13 protein-coding genes and 1 pseudogene are annotated in these 18,432 nt (G+C 46.6%); 3 read left to right on the forward strand and 11 right to left on the reverse strand.

Translation table 11 applies throughout. The features are described from left to right. Nucleotides 1-146: 146 nt before the first annotated feature. The 5 genes from JIE71_RS08700 to JIE71_RS08720 all read right to left on the reverse strand — a co-directional run bounded on the left by JIE71_RS08700 (nucleotide 147) and on the right by JIE71_RS08720 (nucleotide 5,894). Entirely contained in the window at nucleotides 147-761 is a 615-nt protein-coding gene (locus JIE71_RS08700; RefSeq protein ID WP_199508325.1) for a glutathione S-transferase N-terminal domain-containing protein, read from the reverse strand. Nucleotides 762-969: 208 nt separating this feature from the next. Continuing rightward, nucleotides 970-1,683 carry a cytochrome c1 gene (locus JIE71_RS08705; RefSeq protein WP_199508326.1) on the reverse strand — a complete coding sequence of 238 codons (714 nt, stop codon included), beginning with the start codon at nucleotides 1,681-1,683 and terminating at the stop codon, nucleotides 970-972. After that, complete coding sequence (locus JIE71_RS08710) at nucleotides 1,683-2,903, reverse strand: cytochrome b (protein WP_416232026.1); 1,221 nt, start codon at nucleotides 2,901-2,903, stop codon at nucleotides 1,683-1,685. Before JIE71_RS08710 ends, JIE71_RS08705 begins: the two co-directional genes overlap by 1 nt. 7 nt (nucleotides 2,904-2,910) lie before the next feature. After that, the gene (gene petA, locus JIE71_RS08715) at nucleotides 2,911-3,495 is read right to left on the reverse strand and encodes a ubiquinol-cytochrome c reductase iron-sulfur subunit (protein ID WP_199508327.1); all 585 of its coding nucleotides are present in this window, start codon (nucleotides 3,493-3,495) and stop codon (nucleotides 2,911-2,913) included. Between the two features lie 470 nt (nucleotides 3,496-3,965). Next, entirely contained in the window at nucleotides 3,966-5,894 is a 1,929-nt protein-coding gene (locus tag JIE71_RS08720) for an ATP-binding cassette domain-containing protein (protein ID WP_199508328.1), read from the reverse strand. 266 nt (nucleotides 5,895-6,160) lie between these two features. On the opposite strand from JIE71_RS08720, the gene JIE71_RS12460 reads away from it, so the two are divergent. Then, complete coding sequence (locus JIE71_RS12460) at nucleotides 6,161-6,511, forward strand: SlyX family protein (RefSeq protein ID WP_228284607.1); 351 nt, start codon at nucleotides 6,161-6,163, stop codon at nucleotides 6,509-6,511. 341 nt (nucleotides 6,512-6,852) lie between these two features. Further along, nucleotides 6,853-8,388, forward strand: a complete 1,536-nt coding sequence (locus tag JIE71_RS08730; protein ID WP_199508329.1) for an outer membrane protein transport protein — start codon at nucleotides 6,853-6,855, stop codon at nucleotides 8,386-8,388. 321 nt (nucleotides 8,389-8,709) lie between these two features. Here JIE71_RS08730 and JIE71_RS08735 read toward each other — a convergent pair whose 3' ends face one another. The 5 genes and pseudogenes from JIE71_RS08735 to JIE71_RS08755 form a co-directional block, all read right to left on the reverse strand. Continuing rightward, the gene (locus JIE71_RS08735) at nucleotides 8,710-9,084 is read right to left on the reverse strand and encodes a HopJ type III effector protein (protein WP_199508330.1); all 375 of its coding nucleotides are present in this window, start codon (nucleotides 9,082-9,084) and stop codon (nucleotides 8,710-8,712) included. 123 nt (nucleotides 9,085-9,207) lie between these two features. Continuing rightward, a pseudogene (csrA, locus tag JIE71_RS08740) lies at nucleotides 9,208-9,375 on the reverse strand (carbon storage regulator CsrA); the annotation flags it as partial. A gap of 421 nt (nucleotides 9,376-9,796) precedes the next feature. Beyond that, nucleotides 9,797-11,083 carry an aspartate kinase gene (locus tag JIE71_RS08745; protein ID WP_199508331.1) on the reverse strand — a complete coding sequence of 429 codons (1,287 nt, stop codon included), beginning with the start codon at nucleotides 11,081-11,083 and terminating at the stop codon, nucleotides 9,797-9,799. Nucleotides 11,084-11,395: 312 nt separating this feature from the next. After that, on the reverse strand, nucleotides 11,396-14,071 hold the full coding sequence (gene alaS, locus JIE71_RS08750; RefSeq protein ID WP_199508332.1) for an alanine--tRNA ligase: 2,676 nt from the start codon (nucleotides 14,069-14,071) through the stop codon (nucleotides 11,396-11,398). A gap of 314 nt (nucleotides 14,072-14,385) precedes the next feature. Then, entirely contained in the window at nucleotides 14,386-16,182 is a 1,797-nt protein-coding gene (locus JIE71_RS08755) for a DUF389 domain-containing protein (RefSeq protein ID WP_228284608.1), read from the reverse strand. 315 nt (nucleotides 16,183-16,497) lie between these two features. Between JIE71_RS08755 and JIE71_RS08760 the strand changes: the two genes are divergently transcribed. Continuing rightward, nucleotides 16,498-16,710: a hypothetical protein gene (locus JIE71_RS08760; RefSeq protein WP_199508333.1), complete on the forward strand. Its 213-nt coding sequence runs from the start codon at nucleotides 16,498-16,500 to the stop codon at nucleotides 16,708-16,710. 128 nt (nucleotides 16,711-16,838) lie between these two features. Here JIE71_RS08760 and JIE71_RS08765 read toward each other — a convergent pair whose 3' ends face one another. Then, nucleotides 16,839-18,224: a L,D-transpeptidase family protein gene (locus tag JIE71_RS08765; RefSeq protein ID WP_199508334.1), complete on the reverse strand. Its 1,386-nt coding sequence runs from the start codon at nucleotides 18,222-18,224 to the stop codon at nucleotides 16,839-16,841. Between the last annotated feature and the right edge of the window lie 208 nt (nucleotides 18,225-18,432).

The following is an 18,432-nucleotide window of genomic DNA, read 5'->3' on the forward strand; positions in this document are numbered from 1 at the left end:
CCCGCAGGGACAGGACTCTTTTTTGCCGCTTCATCGTTAAAAATAAACGCTTAGAATGACTAAACTTATTATTTTTAACCTCGAATCGCCTAAAAAATAGTCGCTGTCAGTGCCATGGTCGAATGGTCAACACGCCCTAATCAGATTTAGCGAATGCTTTGTTTAAAGCTCTCGCGTTCAAAGAGGCGCGTCATATACTCATGCAATGGACGACTGATAGCACGTGGCAACACAATATCCATGGCGTTCAAACGATGCAATAAAGGCGCAAGCAGCACATCACACCAGCCAAAAGTATCCGCCATAAAATAGGGCTTGTGTGCAAAGAGTGGCGACAAGGTGATTAATGAATCGGCCAATTGTTTGCGCGCCAATGCCGCACTTTTCTTATCAAAACTATCAGGATGGGTGAGCAGTTTGCGCCCTAGTGCCAGCCAGTCGTGCTGAATGCGCCAAGCCAACTGACGAAACTGCGCACGCGTCTTAGGCGTATCAGGCAACAGCTTATGGCTATGATAGCGCTCTTCTAAATATTCAAAAATGACATTAATCTCATATAGTGAGACTTCGCGCTGCTGCAAAACGGGCAAGGTATGATAGGGATTTAACTCACTTAAATCCTCAGGGCGCTCTGAATTAAGACGCGACAGATAATATTCTAATTGCTTTTCTTCTAACAGCAAACGCACCACATGACTGTCATAGCCGTCATCGGCATAGAGAATCAGCTGACTGCTTGGGATGTCATTGGCGTCTATCATGAAGGCCTATTGTTTTATTGTTATTAAAGAGTGCCATCGTAAACAATGTATGTCCTATTATCAAGGGAGCGTACGTAACTGGGCGCAATGTATGACTCAAGCGCCCTCAGTATATAGACATAATAAAAACGAGCACAATAAAAAAGGGCGCTACCGAAGCAGCGCCCTTTTATCCCTAGCGGTAACCCGTACCGATAGCGTGTATCACTTATTTGACGTCTTTCCAGTATTCTTTGTTCAGTAGGTATACTGGGATGAGCAGCACCAATAAGAACAAGATGACAAAGAAGCCAATCACTTGACGGTCATGACGGGCAGGCTCACCCATCCATGCCATAAAGTTGACCAAATCACCCACCTCACTGCGGAACTCTTCTTCACTCAGGTCTTCTTGCAAGTTATGCAATACATGCGGCATAGCTGCATTTTTGAGCACCAAGTTGTTCGCGCCCCAAGGACGGCTTGGATCTTCGTAGAATGACAATAGGTACGTGTATACCCAGTCATCACCGCGCAAACGCGTTTCAAGTGACAAATCAGGTGGCGCAGCACCGAACCATGATGCTTGAATCTCAGGGTCAATCTCAGCATCGATATGGTCACCGATTTGATCGGTGGTGACCATCAGGTATTTTTCGACCAGCTCAGGTGGAATCTCCAAGTCCTGTGCGATGCGTGAATGACGAACGTACTTAGCTGAGTGACAGCCAGCACAGTAGTTCATGAACAGTTTAGCGCCGTTTTGTAGCGAGCCTTTATTGGTAAAGTCAATGGGGGCTTCACTACAAGCCAAATGTTCTACCACGCCGTCGGCATTGGTAAAAGTACCACATCCGCCGCCTGCTGCCAGCGCACTACCAGCAGTCAAACTCAATGCCGCGCCTAAGCCTAGACCAGCTAGGGATTTGATTAGCGTGCTCATTAGTGACCTCCGGTAACGCGTTCTGGTGGCTGTTTACACTTCTCGATTGCAGTGTAAATTGGCATCAGTAAGAAAAACAAGAAATACAGGACAGTAAAGACACGAGCCATAATGGTAGCTGTCGGTGTCGCTGGCGTCGCACCTAAGTAGCCTAGAACGATAAAGCTGATAACAAAAATCGTTAGCGCAATCTTAGACAAAATACCTTTATAGCGGATTGAACGTACTGGCGAGCGGTCTAACCACGGAATGATAAACAGTACCGCAATCGCTGCACCCATCGCAATTACCCCGCCCAGCTTACTTGGAACCGCACGCAAGATGGCATAGAACGGTGTGTAGTACCATACTGGCGCGATATGCGCTGGTGTTTTTAGAGAGTTCGCCGCTTCAAAGTTAGGTGGCTCAAGGAAGAAGCCGCCGCCTTCAGGGAAGAAGAACACCACAGCAAAGAAGAAGATAAAGAACACCACGATACCAACCATGTCATGCACAGTGTAGTAAGGATGGAATTCAACACCGTCTAAAGGCACGCCGTTTTTGTCTTTTAGCTTCTTGATGTCGATACCATCAGGGTTGTTTGACCCCACATGGTGAAGCGCAACCAAGTGCATAAAGACGAGACCAACAAGCACCAGGGGAATAGCAACCACGTGTAGCGCGAAGAAACGGTTTAGGGTAATGCCTGAGATGATATAGTCACCACGTACCCACTCAGCAAGACCATCACCAATCACAGGCAGTGCTGCTGGCAAGTTCAAGATAACCTGCGCACCCCAGAATGACATGTTGCCCCAAGGGAGTAGGTAACCAAAGAAGCCTTCAGCCATCAAGGCAAGGTAGATGCCCATACCGATGAGCCAAATCAGCTCGCGTGGCTTTTGGTATGATCCGTAAAGTAATGCGCGGAACATGTGTAAGTACACAACCACGAAAAACGCCGATGCGCCTGTGGAATGCATATAACGAATGAGCCAGCCGCCTTTTACATCACGCATGATGTATTCAACAGAAGCAAATGCCCCTTCAGCGCTTGGGTTGTACATCATAGTAAGCCAAATACCAGTCACCAGTTGGTTGACCAATACGACCATCGATAATACGCCAAAAAAATACCAAAAATTGAAATTTTTTGGTGCGTAATATTTTGACATATGATATTCGTAGGTTTCGGTCGCAGGAAAGCGCGCGTCCACCCAACCCATCAATTTTTTGCCCATACTCATATTAAGCCTCCCCAACCGTTAGGATACCGCCATCCATACTATATTCTGGGACAGGTAGGTTAAGCGGTGCTGGAACGCCACTATAGACGCGACCTGCTAAGTCATACTTTGACCCGTGACATGGGCAGAAAAATCCGCCATACCAGTCATTACCACCCAAATCGGCAGCACCAACTTCAGGGCGATAGTTTGGCGCACAGCCCAAGTGCGTACATACGCCCTCAACCACCAAGATCGACGGATCGATAGAGCGGTTGGTATTTTTGCAGTATTCAGGTTGTACCGACGCTTCAGATTCAGGATCTGACAGTAATGGTGTTACAGATTCCAACCCTGCAACCATATCGTCGGTACGTTTGACCACATAGATGGGCTTACCGCGATATTTTACGACAATCATTTGTCCTGCTTCGATAGCACTGATGTCTTGGGTAACCGCTGCGCCCGCAGCTTCTGCCTTAGCACTTGGGTACCAAGAACGGACAAAAGGTGTAGCCACCGCAGCTACCCCAGCTGCACCAATCGCGGCAGTCGAGGCAATAAGAACTCTACGGCGTTGTACATTAACGCCTTCGGCATGGCTCATTAATACTTCCTCCAGGTGAATGAAATGGGATTATCCCACACTGGGTTTGTGGCTTAGAAATTTTACAATACCAATAGGTAAGCCACTTTAGCTGTGCCTAATTTTGCTAATTGTTGCTATTCTAAGCTATTTTGGTCATAAAATAAATTATTGTGTTAAAAATAAGACTGTCTTGATAGGCACACTAAACGTGCTATCAATAATTTATTGACTGCATTAAAGCCTATATAAGAAGCAATATTAGAGTATGCTCGAATGAGCGTACTGTACTATACCCTTAGAAATAATAAGGATATAGGGCAATAAAGTATGATACTTTAAATTAAGGAAATGTTCACTAACTTTCAACATTATTGCTAGCTTTTGCGTGCGTATTGTACACGCATCATCTTGTAACATACAGACAAAAAAATGAGACATCCAGAAAGACGCCTCATCATCGCGCACTCTTTCAAGTGCGCTAAATGCTATTAATTCTCTAGTGATTCCCAACGCTCAAGCTTTTCAAGCAATAAGTCATCAATCTCAGCGATACGTTCGCTGCCTTTAGTAGCCGCTTCTATATCTGTATTAAACCACGAGCCATCTGCCAGTTTTTCAGTCAGCTCGGCATGTTCAGCTTCTAGATCAGCAATCTCTTTTGGTAATCGCTCAAGCTCACGCTGTTCATTATAGTTGAGCTTCTTGGTAGGTTTGGTCGGCTTTTCTGGCGCAGCCTTTGGGGTACTGACTTGCTTTTTATTTTCCTTTTCAGCCTTATTGGCATCGATACGGGCTTTTTGTACCAAATACTCTTGATAGCCTCCCACATATTCATGAACCACGCCGCGACCTTCATCGTCTTTGTCAAAGACCCATGTTGAGGTAACCACATTGTCCATAAAAGAGCGGTCGTGACTGATAAGCAAAATGGTGCCGTTAAAGCTACTGACAGATTCTTCTAGCAGCTCGAGCGTCGCCATATCCAAATCGTTGGTCGGCTCATCAAGCACCAAAATGTTGGCAGGTTTGAGCAGCTGCTTTGCTAACAACACGCGGTTACGCTCGCCACCTGATAAAGCTTTAACAGGCGTCCGCGCACGCTCAGGCGCGAACAAAAAATCTTGTAAGTAGCTCATGATGTGCGTCTTTTTACCCGCGACTTCGATGTAATCCGAGCCTTCAGACACGTTTTGTGCGACGCTGGCTTCTAAATCAAGCTGATCACGCAGCTGATCAAAAAAAGCAATCTGCAAGTTGGTACCTAGCGTCACGCTGCCTGCTTTGGTAATGTCATCATCGGACATACCAAGCAGGGCTTTAATAAGTGTGGTTTTGCCCACGCCATTGGGTCCAATGATGCCAATTTTATCGCCACGGATAATCGTGGTATTAAAGCCGTGTACTAAGACGTCACCATCGTATTCCAAGTGCAGGTTTTTAACCTTACAAACCAGCTTACCGCTTTTCTCACTCTCGCCCATAGTGATATTGACATTGCCGACTTGTTCGCGGCGGCGTTTGCGCTCTTCACGTAAGGCTTTTAGCTCACGTACACGACCTTCGTTACGAGTACGACGCGCTTTGATACCTTGGCGAATCCATACTTCTTCTTGTGCCAGCTTTTTATCAAAGTTGGCGTTGTTTTTCTCTTCAGCGAGTAGCTGCTGCTCTTTTAATTCTTGATAGCGGGCGTAACCTTTCGCGCCTTGAGTAACGTCATAGCTTGAGAGCTGTCCACGATCCAGCTCGACAATTCGCGTCGCCAGCTTGTCGACGAACGCTCTATCATGCGTCACAAACAATAAGGTCAAACCTTGCCAATCGAGCAAAAAGCGCTCCAACCACTCAATGCTGTCAACATCCAAATGGTTGGTCGGCTCATCAAGCAGTAGCACATCAGGCTTGGTGACTAAAGCGCGTGCCAATAGTACGCGGCGTTTACGACCACCAGATAGCGACGCTAGGTCATCATCAGCATTTAATCCCATGGTTGTAATCAGGCGCGTGGCTTCACGTTCCAAATCCCAGCCGTGCACGGCATCAATGTCATGCTGCAAGGTTGCCATACGCTCACAAGCGCTCATATCACCTGTCGCGCATAGGTCGGCTTGTTCATTATACGACTTGAGTAGGGCAGCTGTTTTTTGGCTACCGCCCATCACTATCTCCAAGATATTGCCTGAAGTCTCAGGTACATCCTGCTCAAGCATGGCCACGCGCACACTGCTGTTAATAATAACTTCGCCACTGTCAGGCTGTAGCGAGCCATTGATCAATTTAAAAAGCGTTGATTTTCCTTCGCCGTTACGTCCGATAAGACAAACGCGCTCGCCGTCATTAATACTAAAATCAATACCGTCTAGAATAGGGGCAACGCCAAAGGCGAGATGAATGTTTTTTAGATGTATCAGTGCCATATAGTGTCAATCGTCAACTTATGCAGAAATAAGAAAAATAAGTGTGTATGGGCGCAGTAATTTTGCATGCGTTTATTTTGTGGCAGTATAGCATGGCGCTGTCGTACTGGCGTGACTGTCTGCGCTTTTATTCTAATGCCATCAAGTAAATGTTTTACAACCTTTCATACTATAAAAACTGCGCTATGTCAGATAATGCCTCGCGCTACTTGCCATAAGGTATTTATAATTAGAGGATGCCACGCACCATCGCTATCGAGAATATTATGAGCACGTCAGACAGAAATAGCCTAAGCGAAAAGGTGGTTGATATTAACGTAGACAATACGACTTCCTGCATTGATAATAGTAGATCAGGAGACGATACCAACAACCTTACGGATACTTATATCATGACGTATACCGATATCAATACGCAAGTAGTCGACTTGCAAATGACTATTGCTCATCTTGAAATCAGTGTAGAAAAGCTGGATGCCGTTGTTGCCCAGCAAGACAGACGCATTCAAACCATGCAGCGTCAATTACAGCTGATGTACAAGCATATTGAAAGCCAGCAATCAGAAGAAGGGATTGCCCCTTTTGATGTGATGGCTGATAAGCCACCGCATTATTAGCCTATTATTAGCCCTCTGCTAGTGCATTAGCAGTCATTCACTACCTATTTTAATAATGACAAATCAAGTATTATCAGAAGGTTGGCTATTTTATCTAGGCGCTTATAAGCGCCCTTTTTTATGACTTAATTTTAGATTTATATTTATTAAGATAAGTTTGAGTAGTGTTAAGTGACCAAACAGTCACAAATCAACAATATTATGTGCTTAGTGTTGTTTTGCAGTGTAAAAGACATTACTATCATACAAACAGGATACTCATCTTTAGATAAAAAAGTTGCAACAATAACGGGTTTATCGTGATATGAGATGACAATAACAAGGATGTTTGGAGATATATTATGCGCCATAATTTTCAGTTAAAAACCCTCGCAATAGCGGTTGCCAGCTTATCTGCTGTCAGCTTGACTCATGCCGCAGCATTGGATCGTTCAGGTCAAGACATTACTGCCTTTTTACAAGATGGCCTCTATGCTGAAGCGTCTTACACCTATATTGATGCGGATGTAACAGGCTATGATAGTGCAAACACTGCTTCCAATAGTAAAGAGTATGTTAAAGGTCGTGAGATTGATGATATTGCAGAGTCTTATGACTTTTTCCGTTATGGCGTAAAAACGGATGTGAATGATACCTTTAGTGTCGGTATTTTATACGATGAGCCATTTGGGGCAGCAGCAGATTACGTAGGGGATAATAACTTTGTAGGTGCGGCAACTGGAGCTGTAAACGATATCATTGCTTCACAGTTACAGGCAACAACAGGTGTAACGGATGTTGCAGGTTTAAAGGAATTGATTCAAGGAACTGAAACTACATTAAACAATTCAGCAAATTTCTTAGATCAGTCAAGAGCTCAAGTTGCGCAGTTACAGGCAGCGTTACAAAACGACCCAAGTTTGGAGCCTGTCCTGCGTGACAGAATCGATACAGCGTTAGAGCAGATTGCAGCAGGGGAAACTAAATTAGCAGAAGGAAGAGCTCAATTAGCTGGACTTGAGAGACTAGAAAACTTCGCTGATGGTCGACTTGCAAATGATGAAGGCACACAGGTCGAAGTACGTACCGAAAGCATCACTGGTATTTTGGGCATGAAATTTGGGCAAAATAAAAACTTCCAAGTTTACGGCGGCCCTGTCGCCCAGCGTTTAAAGGCTGATGTTAAACTGCGTGGCAGCGCTTATGGCGGAGCAACAGGCTATACTGCGCATATCAGCCCTGACCAAGATTATGGTTGGTTAGCGGGCTTTGCCTATAGCAAACCTGAGATTGGACTAAAGGCTGCATTAACTTACCGTTCAGAGATTGATCATAAAGCCAATATTGGTGAAACTTACCCATTGGTCGGCGCGTTGGGTGGTAACCCAGAGCAGAGTGGCACGATTGATATCACTACACCAGAGTCGGTCAACTTAGACTTCCAAACAGGTATTAACCCAACCACCTTAGCCACTGCGCGCGTACGTTACGTACCGTGGAGCGACTTTGAAATCGTACCACCATTGTACAATCAAGTCAGTAAGCGCGTAACGCAAGACGACAAAGGCTTGGCATTGGTAGATTACGATAAAGACCAGTGGGTGGTAGAGTTAGGACTTGCTAAGCGTTTAACCCCTGCGCTTGCTGTGTCTGGTAATATTGGCTGGGATAGTGGGGCAGGCAATCCGACCACCTCTTTGGGTCCTATCGAGGGCTATTACAGCGCAGGACTGGGTGCAAAATATAACTTTACCGAAAACTGGGCGGTTTCTGCAGGTGGTAAATACCTGTGGTTCGGTGATGCTAAAGGTCGAATCCCAACAGGCAAATTGGCCAGTGACTTCCAAGACAACGACGGTTATATCCTTGGTGTGAAGCTGTCTTATCAAGATAAATAAGTACTTATGTATGACAAGAGCGACCTAAGATAGGTCGCTTTTTTACGTTTTCTGGTTTATCGCAAACGCCAACACCAAGGAAAGCGTAGGCAAATACACTTTTATGTCTACTGTGGTAGAACCTGAATAAAATTGATATAGCATCGAACACACGCTCGATTAAGTGTGAAACGACCCCTATAAGTTGTGTCTAACTTATAGGGGTCAGTTCAAGATGCGAGACTTTCTATACAAAAATAATAACGTAGGACAAACGCTTGATCAATCATTCAGCCCATTCATAATAGGAATGGCTAGCGCTGCACAGGTGCTCACCACACGCTATAGGGCGTTGGTGTCTACACTTGGACGAGGGGTTAATGGATTGTGTTGCATTAAAAAACCTTGCCAGCCCCAGTGCAGAAAGTTACGGATATTGGCATGATCCGTACCATTTGGTGTGGCCATCACTTTGGCGTAGTGTTCGCCAAACAGTTGTAAGGTATCGAGTTGGTTCAGGCCGTGATGCTTGGCAAAACCGAATACCTTTGCGCTGCCTTCATTTTCGCCAGCATTGTTGTGCACCATGCCATTAACGAAAGCAACAGGCGTATAGCGATAGTAGTCATCAATAAAGCTGATGACGTCATTAAAATGTATGGCTTTTTTTTGTAAGCCGTTAAGTAAAGCAGAAACATCTGATTGGCGAATACTCATAGGTCATAAACCTCAAACAAATAAGAAAAGCACACTCATAGCAAGTTAGCGGTTAAAATAATCCTCATCATCAAACGATGGGGCAAAGCTGCCTTGCTCTAAATGCTGCATTTGTGATTGTACTGAACGCTCATGTTGAATACGCTGATAAATCTCTTCACGGTGCACAGCGATGTCCTTTGGCGCATTCACGCCCAAACGTACTTGGTTGCCTTTAACGCCCAAGACCGTCACACTGACTTCATCACCGATCATTAAAGTTTCGCCCACGCGGCGGGTCAAGATTAGCATGCGTCACACTCCTTATGTCGCATTAATAGGTTATAGCTCATTAAATGGTATCTCAATTACTAGGTATTGCAGCCCATCTGTTGCAGCTTGCCACAAATGTTGATGAAGTGTCTAGAATAAAAACACAGTTTTAGCGTATCAACGCGTGTATAAAGCCACAAAGAATAGGGTACGGATAAAAAAATTCATTTAGCCCAAATGAAGCCCACCATTATAGGTGGCATCATCACAACTGTCACGGTTTTTCAGTAAAACTGCGCGTCACTTATTGACGCTATATACAGCATCCCCTGAGCGTAGGTACACAAGTGGGCCATATAAATACTTGCAGTTCAGTGTATGTATAAAAAATAGGGCCACTTAGGACCCTATTTGATGCGATTGGCAAACTGCTAGCGCATGATACAGTGAAGCGCGCAGTTTATTGGCCAGCAACCTTGCTCTCGCCATCTTCACGGTCAAGACCAAACGCGGTGTGTAGTGATTTGACCGCTTTTTCTAAGTATTGCTCTTGGATAAGGACAGAAACTTTGATTTCGCTGGTTGAAATCATTTGGATATTGATATTGTTTTCGGCGAGGGTTTGGAACATACGACTGGCAACGCCTGCATGTGAGCGCATACCCACGCCAACCAGTGAGACTTTGACCACTTCGCTGTTACCAATCACTTCTTTGGCATTAATCTCGTCTTTGACTTCATTGTTTAGCACGTCAAGGGTTTTGTCCATATCATTGCGGTTGACTGTAAAGCTAAAGTCAGTCGTGCCGTTGGTCGATACATTTTGGACTATCATATCAATTTCAATATTGGCGTTACCCACTGGGCTTAAAATCGCTGAGGCGATACCAGGATGATCAGGCACACCGCGTACCACAATCTTTGCTTCGTCACGGTTAAAGGCGATACCTGAGATGATAGCCTGTTCCATGTTGTCTCCTTCGTCTTTTGTAATCAGGGTGCCGACGTTATTTTTAAAGTCGTCATCAAAGTTGCCATCTGTGTCTTCATCAAAGCTTGACAATACGCGTAATGGCACGCTGTATTTACCTGCAAACTCAACAGAGCGAATCTGCAAAATCTTTGAACCTAGGCTTGCCATTTCAAGCATTTCTTCAAAGGTGATTTTTTTGAGCTTTTTGGCTTTTGAGGTCACGCGAGGGTCAGTGGTGTATACGCCATCAACATCAGTATAAATCTGGCATTCATCGGCTCCAAGCGCTGCAGCAATAGCCACGCCTGTGGTATCCGAGCCGCCGCGACCCAATGTGGTCGCGTTGCCATGCTCATCAATGCCTTGAAAGCCTGCAACAATCACGATATTGCCAGCATCAAGTTGCTCACGAATATTATGATCATCAATACTTTCAATACGTGCTTTGTTGTGCGCGCTGTCGGTCTTGATAGCGACTTGACGGCCTGTGAATGATTGCGCGCCAATGCCTAACTCTTTAATCGCCATTGCAAGGAGTGAAATAGATACCTGCTCACCTGTTGAGACCATTTGGTCATATTCGCGTGGGTCAGGGTGCTTACTGATTTGACGCGCCAAATCAATCAAACGGTTGGTTTCGCCACTCATGGCTGAAACCACAACAACGACTTGATGACCATTGTCGTGCCAGCGCTTCACACGCTTGGCGACATTTTTGATGCGGTCAATACTGCCCATCGACGTGCCGCCATATTTTTGTACAATTAACGCCATAGAAATTTACCTATAATTTATCGATGACCATTGATTTGCGCGCACGACACAGCCTTACAGCGCAAGCAATGAGAACCCAAAGTATAAAAGCGATGTGCCAATATATGTTTTATGTTCTTTTTACGAAGTGATGTTCTTTATACCACAATCAACGCCAATATTTAAACCGCGCCCAAACGGATTCATAAGTATCGCAAGTTTTCTTTAGAAAATAGGGTATCCGTTTGGCAATAAGCGGCTTTTTATGATGAATAAAGCATGTCGCATTTAAGCCTTTTTATTATTTCTTGAATAACGACATGCTTTAGTTTTTTACTGCGCCAAAGTTTGTGCTAGCCAAGCAGGTAGCGCTTGAACGGTTGCAGCGCTGGTATCACTCTTTGGTGCGCCGCCTTGGGCATAGTCAGGCTTACCGCCGCCTTTACCGCCAAGCTCACCCGCTAGGTGGCGAATGATATCACCTGCTTTGATACGGCTGGTCAATGATTTTGCCACACTTGCCGCCAGTGCCAATTGCTCGTCTTTATCGCCGACAAGTACAATCACACTCTCAGGCAGTTTTGATTTGACATCGTCCATCAGGGTGCGAATCGATTTGCCATCGACGCCTGCGAGGATACTGACCAACACAGGCACGCCTTCGATGGTTTGTACATCATCAATCAGGCTTGCGGCTTGTGCGCTGGCAATTTTTTGTGACAAGCGCTCAAGCTGTTTTTCAAGCTCGCGCTGTTTGTCCGCCATAATGCGTACGCGCTCCGCAACTTCTGGACGCTTAACTTTAAGCTGTCCTGCTAGGGTGCTGAGCTGGGTGTCATTTTGCTGAATGTATTTGACCGCGCTCATTCCCGTCAAGGCTTCGATACGGCGCACGCCAGCGGCAATGCCAGACTCGCTGATGATTTTAAAGATGCCGATATCGCCTGTACGCTCAACATGCAGACCGCCGCACAGCTCGATAGAGAAGGGTACGGCTTTACCGTCAACCACACGCTCAGTGCCCATCTTTAAAACGCGGACGCTGTCACCGTATTTTTCGCCAAACAGGGCCATCGCGCCTTGTTCCATCGCTTCATCAATGTTCATGTGCGCGGTGGTGGCGGGGACGTTGGCTTGGATTTGTTCATTGACCAAGCGCTCAATAGTAATCAGGTCTTTGTCCGCAATTGGCTGGTCGTATGAAAAGTCAAAACGCAGCACGTCGCTAGTGACTTGTGAGCCTTTTTGCGTCACACCATCGCCCAAGATTTGACGAAGGGCAGCGTGCAATAGATGCGTTGCTGAGTGGTTTTTGGCGCTGGCAGTACGGATGGCAGAATGCACGGTGGCTTCGGCGCTTTGATTTCGCTGCACGTCACCCATCGTGACCACGCCATAATGGATGATGGCTTGACCTGATTTTTTGGTGTCTTGAACTTCAAACACGCCAGAGCTGCTGCGAATCTCACCCAGCTCGCCCGCCTGTCCGCCGCCTTCGGCATAAAACGGCGTGCTGTCTAGGACGATGACGCCTTCCATACCTTCTGAGAGGATGCTGACTTCTTGACCGTCTTGGTACAGCGCGATGATGTTGACCGCATTGTCAGACAGTGAGTCGTAGCCTGAAAAGTGCGTTGGCGTCTCGACCTGAATCACACTGCTGTAATCGACATCGAACTTGCCTGCATCACGTGCACGCGCACGCTGCTCTTGCATGTGCTCATCAAACTCAGACTCATTAATCACGATGCCACGTTCACGGGTGATGTCAGCAGTCAAATCAATCGGAAAGCCGTACGTGTCATACAGTTTAAACGCGGCAGCGCCTGATAGCGTGTCGCCTTCACTCAGACCATCAAGCTCAGTTGCCAGCAGTTTTAGACCTTGTGCTAAGGTTTTGGCAAACTGGGTTTCTTCTTTTAAGATGGCGTTTTCAATGGTGGCTTGCTGCGCGACCAATTCAGGATAGGCATCGCCCATCTCGGTAATCAGCGGGGCGACCATCTTATAAAAGAAGGTGTCTTCTGCGCCTAATTTATTGCCATGACGTACCGCACGGCGAATCACACGGCGCAGTACATAGCCGCGACCTTCGTTACTTGGCAATACCCCATCGGCAATCAAGAAAGACACGGCACGGATGTGGTCAGCGATGACTCTTAGCGAGGCTTGCTGGGTGTTTTCAATACCCAAGATGTCTGCCGCCGCATTCATCAGATTGACAAAGGTATCAATCTCATAGTTGCTGTGGACGCCCTGCATGATGGCGCTGATGCGCTCAAGTCCCATGCCTGTATCGACGCTGGGCGCAGGTAGCGGCAAGAGTGTGCCATCTTTTTGGCGGTTAAACTGCATAAAGACGCAGTTCCAAATCTCAATAAAGCGATCGCCGTCTTCTTCTGGCGTACCCGGCAGGCCGCCTTCGACGTCCGCGCCGTGGTCATAAAACACTTCGGTACACGGGCCGCAAGGGCCTGTATCACCCATCGTCCAAAAGTTGTCTGACGCATATGGCGCGCCTTTATTGTCACCGATACGGATGATGCGCTCAGCTGGCAAGCCGATGTCTTGATGCCAAATATCAAAGGCTTCGTCATCGGTCTCATAGATGGTGACGTACAGGCGGTCTTTGTCTAAACCAAGCTGCTCAGGTGAGGTCAAAAATTCCCAAATATACGCGATGCCTTGCTTCTTAAAATAATCGCCGAATGAGAAGTTACCCAGCATTTCAAAGAACGTGTGGTGACGCGCCGTGTAGCCGACGTTATCCAAGTCATTGTGCTTGCCGCCTGCGCGCACGCATTTTTGCGCACTGACCGCGCGGCTATAGTCACGTGGCTCCATGCCCAAAAACGTCTCTTTAAACTGGTTCATACCCGCATTGGTAAAGAGCAATGTCGGGTCATTGTGCGGAATTAGGCTCGATGAACGGACGGCGGTGTGCTGTTTACTGATAAAAAAATCTATAAAAGCTTGGCGAATATCGGCTGAGCGAAATGATTGGCTCACAGCGGCTCCTTACTGTTGATAATGATAGGACGCATGGATAAACAGACTATGCAATAGGCGGGTCTGCTTTAAAAATTATGCGGCGAATGCGCCCTAAATGATGAATGAAAGAAAGATAGGTAAATAGGTATAAAAATAATTTTGCTAGCGATTTTAGCACAATCATATACTGCGTGTTGACTATTCTCACCGCCGTGATGCGTGAGAATAGGCGGGTATGACGGTACTTGCGCGTCGCTATAAAGTATTAGCCAATAATTGTCATTTATTTTGCTACCTTAACGACAATGTAAAAAATAACCTCTGCCAAAGCATCAATTATTGGTGCTTAAGATTGCGGCGTCCGTTTCATCAAGCTGGTCATCGCCCTGTGGGTCAGACTCAATCACTTGTACAGGCAAATAACGCAGCTGCAATTTGACAGGCAAGTAACCTGGGAACTTTTCGTTCATATTTTTCGTAATGACTTGCTCGATCTCGCGCACATCGGTTGCGCTCGGAATGGTTTCACCGCGAATCACCGCACGGATGACCTGATGCCCGCCAACTTTGTTAAACTGAGTGTTGGTCAAGACGTTGCCTTGGCTGTCAAAATGCTGATTGATGGCTTCTTTGACTTGGTTTTCAAAGGCTTGCTGCTCAGCATTGCTCTGTAGGTTTAAGGTCAAATATACCCCAAGCCCAACGAGCAGCAGTAGGGTCACCGCATTACGGCGCAAAAAGGTGAGATAGGTGCCCGATTTATAATCGTCCTCAACCAAGCGGCGAAAGCCCAAAAACCACAGCACCATGGCATTGGTAAACTGAATGGCAATGATGTTGGTAATGGCGAGTAGCAATGCACCTGCGCCAAGCTGCATCTCACCATTGGCAAATAAGATACCACTGGCAGCTAGCGGCGGCACTAAGGCGGTCGCTACGGCAACACCAACGACTGCGACAGACAAATGGGGCGACACCATCGCGTACGCACCTGCCGTACCGCCCGCTAGCGCAATCATCAAATCCATGGAGGTGGGCTGAGTCCGTGACAAAATCTCATTGGTCAGCGGTTGCCCTTGATGCAATAGCCCGACCACAAAACCCACGATAATCACCAAAGAGATACCCGCCAGCACCGTCAATAGCGACTTGCGCAGTAGCGGCATACGATAGTCAATCACCGCCAGCGCCGCGCCTGTGATGGGTCCGAGCATCATCGCTACCAGCATCGCGCCGATGACCACCGCTGCTGAGTTGGTCACCAGACCGTAACTGGCGATAATCGCGGATAGAGTATTCATCACGAAATACATTTTGCTCGGCAGTGCGTTGGCTTCAATACTGACACGTACTTCGGGATAGTCGATTTTTTTATCGCTAAACTGCTCAGCGACGAACTGTTTATAGGATTCGAGCTTGGCTTCTTTTTCTTCTTTAATGACTTCTTCTTCGCTGAGACCTTCTTCGTTTATCGCCGCTTCGACAGGCGTTTCTTCTACCGTCGTTGTGCTTGTGCTTTGTGTGTCTGCCACTTCTTCGTCTGTGACGACAGGCTCGATGGTTTCTTCTGCTGGCTCGTCAGTCGTGTCGTTGGTCGCTGCCTCATTATTCGCTGCATTGGCGTCTGTGTTGTCTGCTTGTGCTTGTGGCTCGGCTGCTTGCCTTGACAAGGTTTGCTGGTCAGCGGTGTTATCAAGCGTGCCCGCCGTATCAGCGCTTTGTTCTGGGGGATTGGTCATGTCGTCATAAGCCGCGTCGGCAGGGGTACTGGCATCGTCTTCGCTGGCGTCACCTTCACTGCTCGGCATTTCAGGGTCTTCTAAGGTCGCGATGACCACATCAGGGCTGGGCGAGGTAATGGTCACTTTTGGTTCAGGTGGCTTGGCGCACTCCTGTCCATCACCTTCAGAGTCGCATGGCACATCATCTAAGGCAGTGCCGTCGCCCACTGCTGTAGACGCATTGGCATCAACATCACTTGCGCTCGTATCTTCATTGGACACAGGCGCATCGGTCGTGTTTTTTTCATCGTCCACAGTAATTTCGACGACTTTGTCTGCGTCGTTGGACATGACTTCTTGGTCATCATTGTCGGTATGCTTGGTGGTGTTGGGCGAAGATGCGCTCATGCAAAGATTGCCTATAGCTGGGGTTAAAGAAGTCTATTCTAATGATAAAGCGCACGGATGCAAAAGCAATCTGGTTTTTTATGGTTAAAGGCGAGATGGCTAAGAAATAAAGAGATAAAAGGTGAGAGACGACAATAAAAGCAAATAAGAATGATTTAAAACTTTTGTTTGTTTGAAAAACCACTATATTATCATGGTTTTTTATCAAAATCAGTCTTTTTTGATGTTCGATGGCGTCTATAATAAATACTTACTAAAAGTAGGGATATAGCAGTATCATAACCATAAAACCACAATAGCTATGAGGATTAATGTATGAACTGGGCATTATTTTCTATCGTATTCGCTATGGCATCGACTGTCAGTATGGGACTGTGCTTAATTGCCGCTTTGGTATTTGGCTTTAATGGCACGGCGCACATTTTAATTGCGGTAGCGGTGGGCATTTTGATTGCTATTCCTGCAGGACTGTTTTTTACCAAAAAAATCAGCCGCATCACGGGTAAAGAAGAGGGCTACGGATTTTAAGTTTGAGGGCAGCAAAAAGTAGTCAAGGGCAAAAATTCATTGCAGGGACAGCAACCAAAAAGCCCCGTCACTTGGTACGGGGCTTTTTGGTATTTATCTGTCTATTAAAAGTCGGTTGTCGACAGCTGTTATTCTAAGACAACGGTCGCGCCATTTTCGATGTTGGCGTACACTTCAAGCACATCCCAGTTGGTCAGACGGATACAGCCGTGTGATGCTTGACGGCTGATGCCTTCAGGTTTTGGTGAGCCATGTAGACCGTATGAAGGTTTTGACAAGCCCATCCATACCACACCGACGGGGTTGTTCGGTCCTGGTGGTAGCATATAGACTTTTTTGCCGCCTGCTTCGTCGACGGTGGCTTTGTACCACGGCATTTTGACTTTGTTGACGATTTTGTACGTGCCGTGTGGTGATGGCGTCGCGTCACTACCAACGGTGGTTGGATAAGTTGCGACCAGCTTATCGCCATTATAGGCGTACAAGGTCTTATCCGCTTTGTTCGCAACCACACGGTTAATACGCTGATTTAACTGCCCACGCGTATTAACGACAGTAATGGTTTCGCCTGCTTTATAGCTCTTATTTTTATTGAGCTTGTCTAAATAACGCACATCCATGTGAAAGCGCTCACCCAACATCTCTTTAATGTCTTGATAATACAGCCCTTTCATTTTTGATTTGGCTTCAGAGCCTGAAGGCGTCGAGGCAAAGTTGGTATCAATATCTTCTTGCGTTAGCGTATAGCTGACGAGGACAGGTTTGTTTTTATTCACACCTTGAACGAGGGCGTCCCACGTTTGCTGGTTCATCTTGCCTGTGGCTGGCAAGCCCTTCATATTTTGAAAGTTCGTCAATGCTTTTTTACTGTTCATGCCCCAGCCACCATCAATCGGGCCTGGTGAGGCATGATTCCAATCAAGCAGCGCTTGCATCTTGATGGTCATTGCTGAGTTGACTTTCATATTCGGCGACCATGTCGCGCTATTGACCTGTTTGGCATAGTCTGACAAGTTCAATGTGGTATGACGTTTGCCATCCGCATCTTCGATGCTTTTAATCGTTGGGTCGTTGCTAAAGTCTTGTAGCTGTTCACTTTCAGGAAGCTCAAACGATAAAGGGTCTGCTGAGCTGGCGGCAAAGCCTTGATTGGGCGCGCTAACCGCTTGACCTTCATCAATATCATCATCACGGTCGGCTTGCTCGTCTTTACGTGTCAGCTCTTCGGCAGTCATGTTATCCGCTGCTACTGAAGTAGTGGGCGCAGAGGCAGGTGCACGGCGCGCTTGATTGTTTTGGTTTTTAATCAGTTGTCCCATGCTATCGTCACTTGCAGCGCGTGCCTCAGTCGTCGCATTCACGCGATTGTTGCGGCTTTCTTCAAGGTTGATACCTGATAGCGAGCCGATGGTAAAGGCATTGTTGTCGCTCGGCGCTGCAACAGCTGGGTTGATGATACCAGCACTCAGGGCAGCGATAGATAAGGCGGTGATTAATGGTTTTTTTGTCATCATATATCAGTCACAGTTTATAGTTGCAATAAAGCTATTATGCGTATTATTGCAAGCTTGCGCAAATTTTTGCCGTGCGTTTTCGATGGACGCAGCGTACAAGTGTGGCTTGGTGACGTATTGACTACAAATGCGCAAAACTTGGGTCATTATTTGACGCGTATCTTGCGTAAACACTGAGCATAAATAGGATAGCGTAAGCTAAATGCTG

The sequence above is a fragment of the Psychrobacter sp. bablab_jr014 genome (assembly GCF_016464015.1).
GTDB lineage: Bacteria > Pseudomonadota > Gammaproteobacteria > Pseudomonadales > Moraxellaceae > Psychrobacter.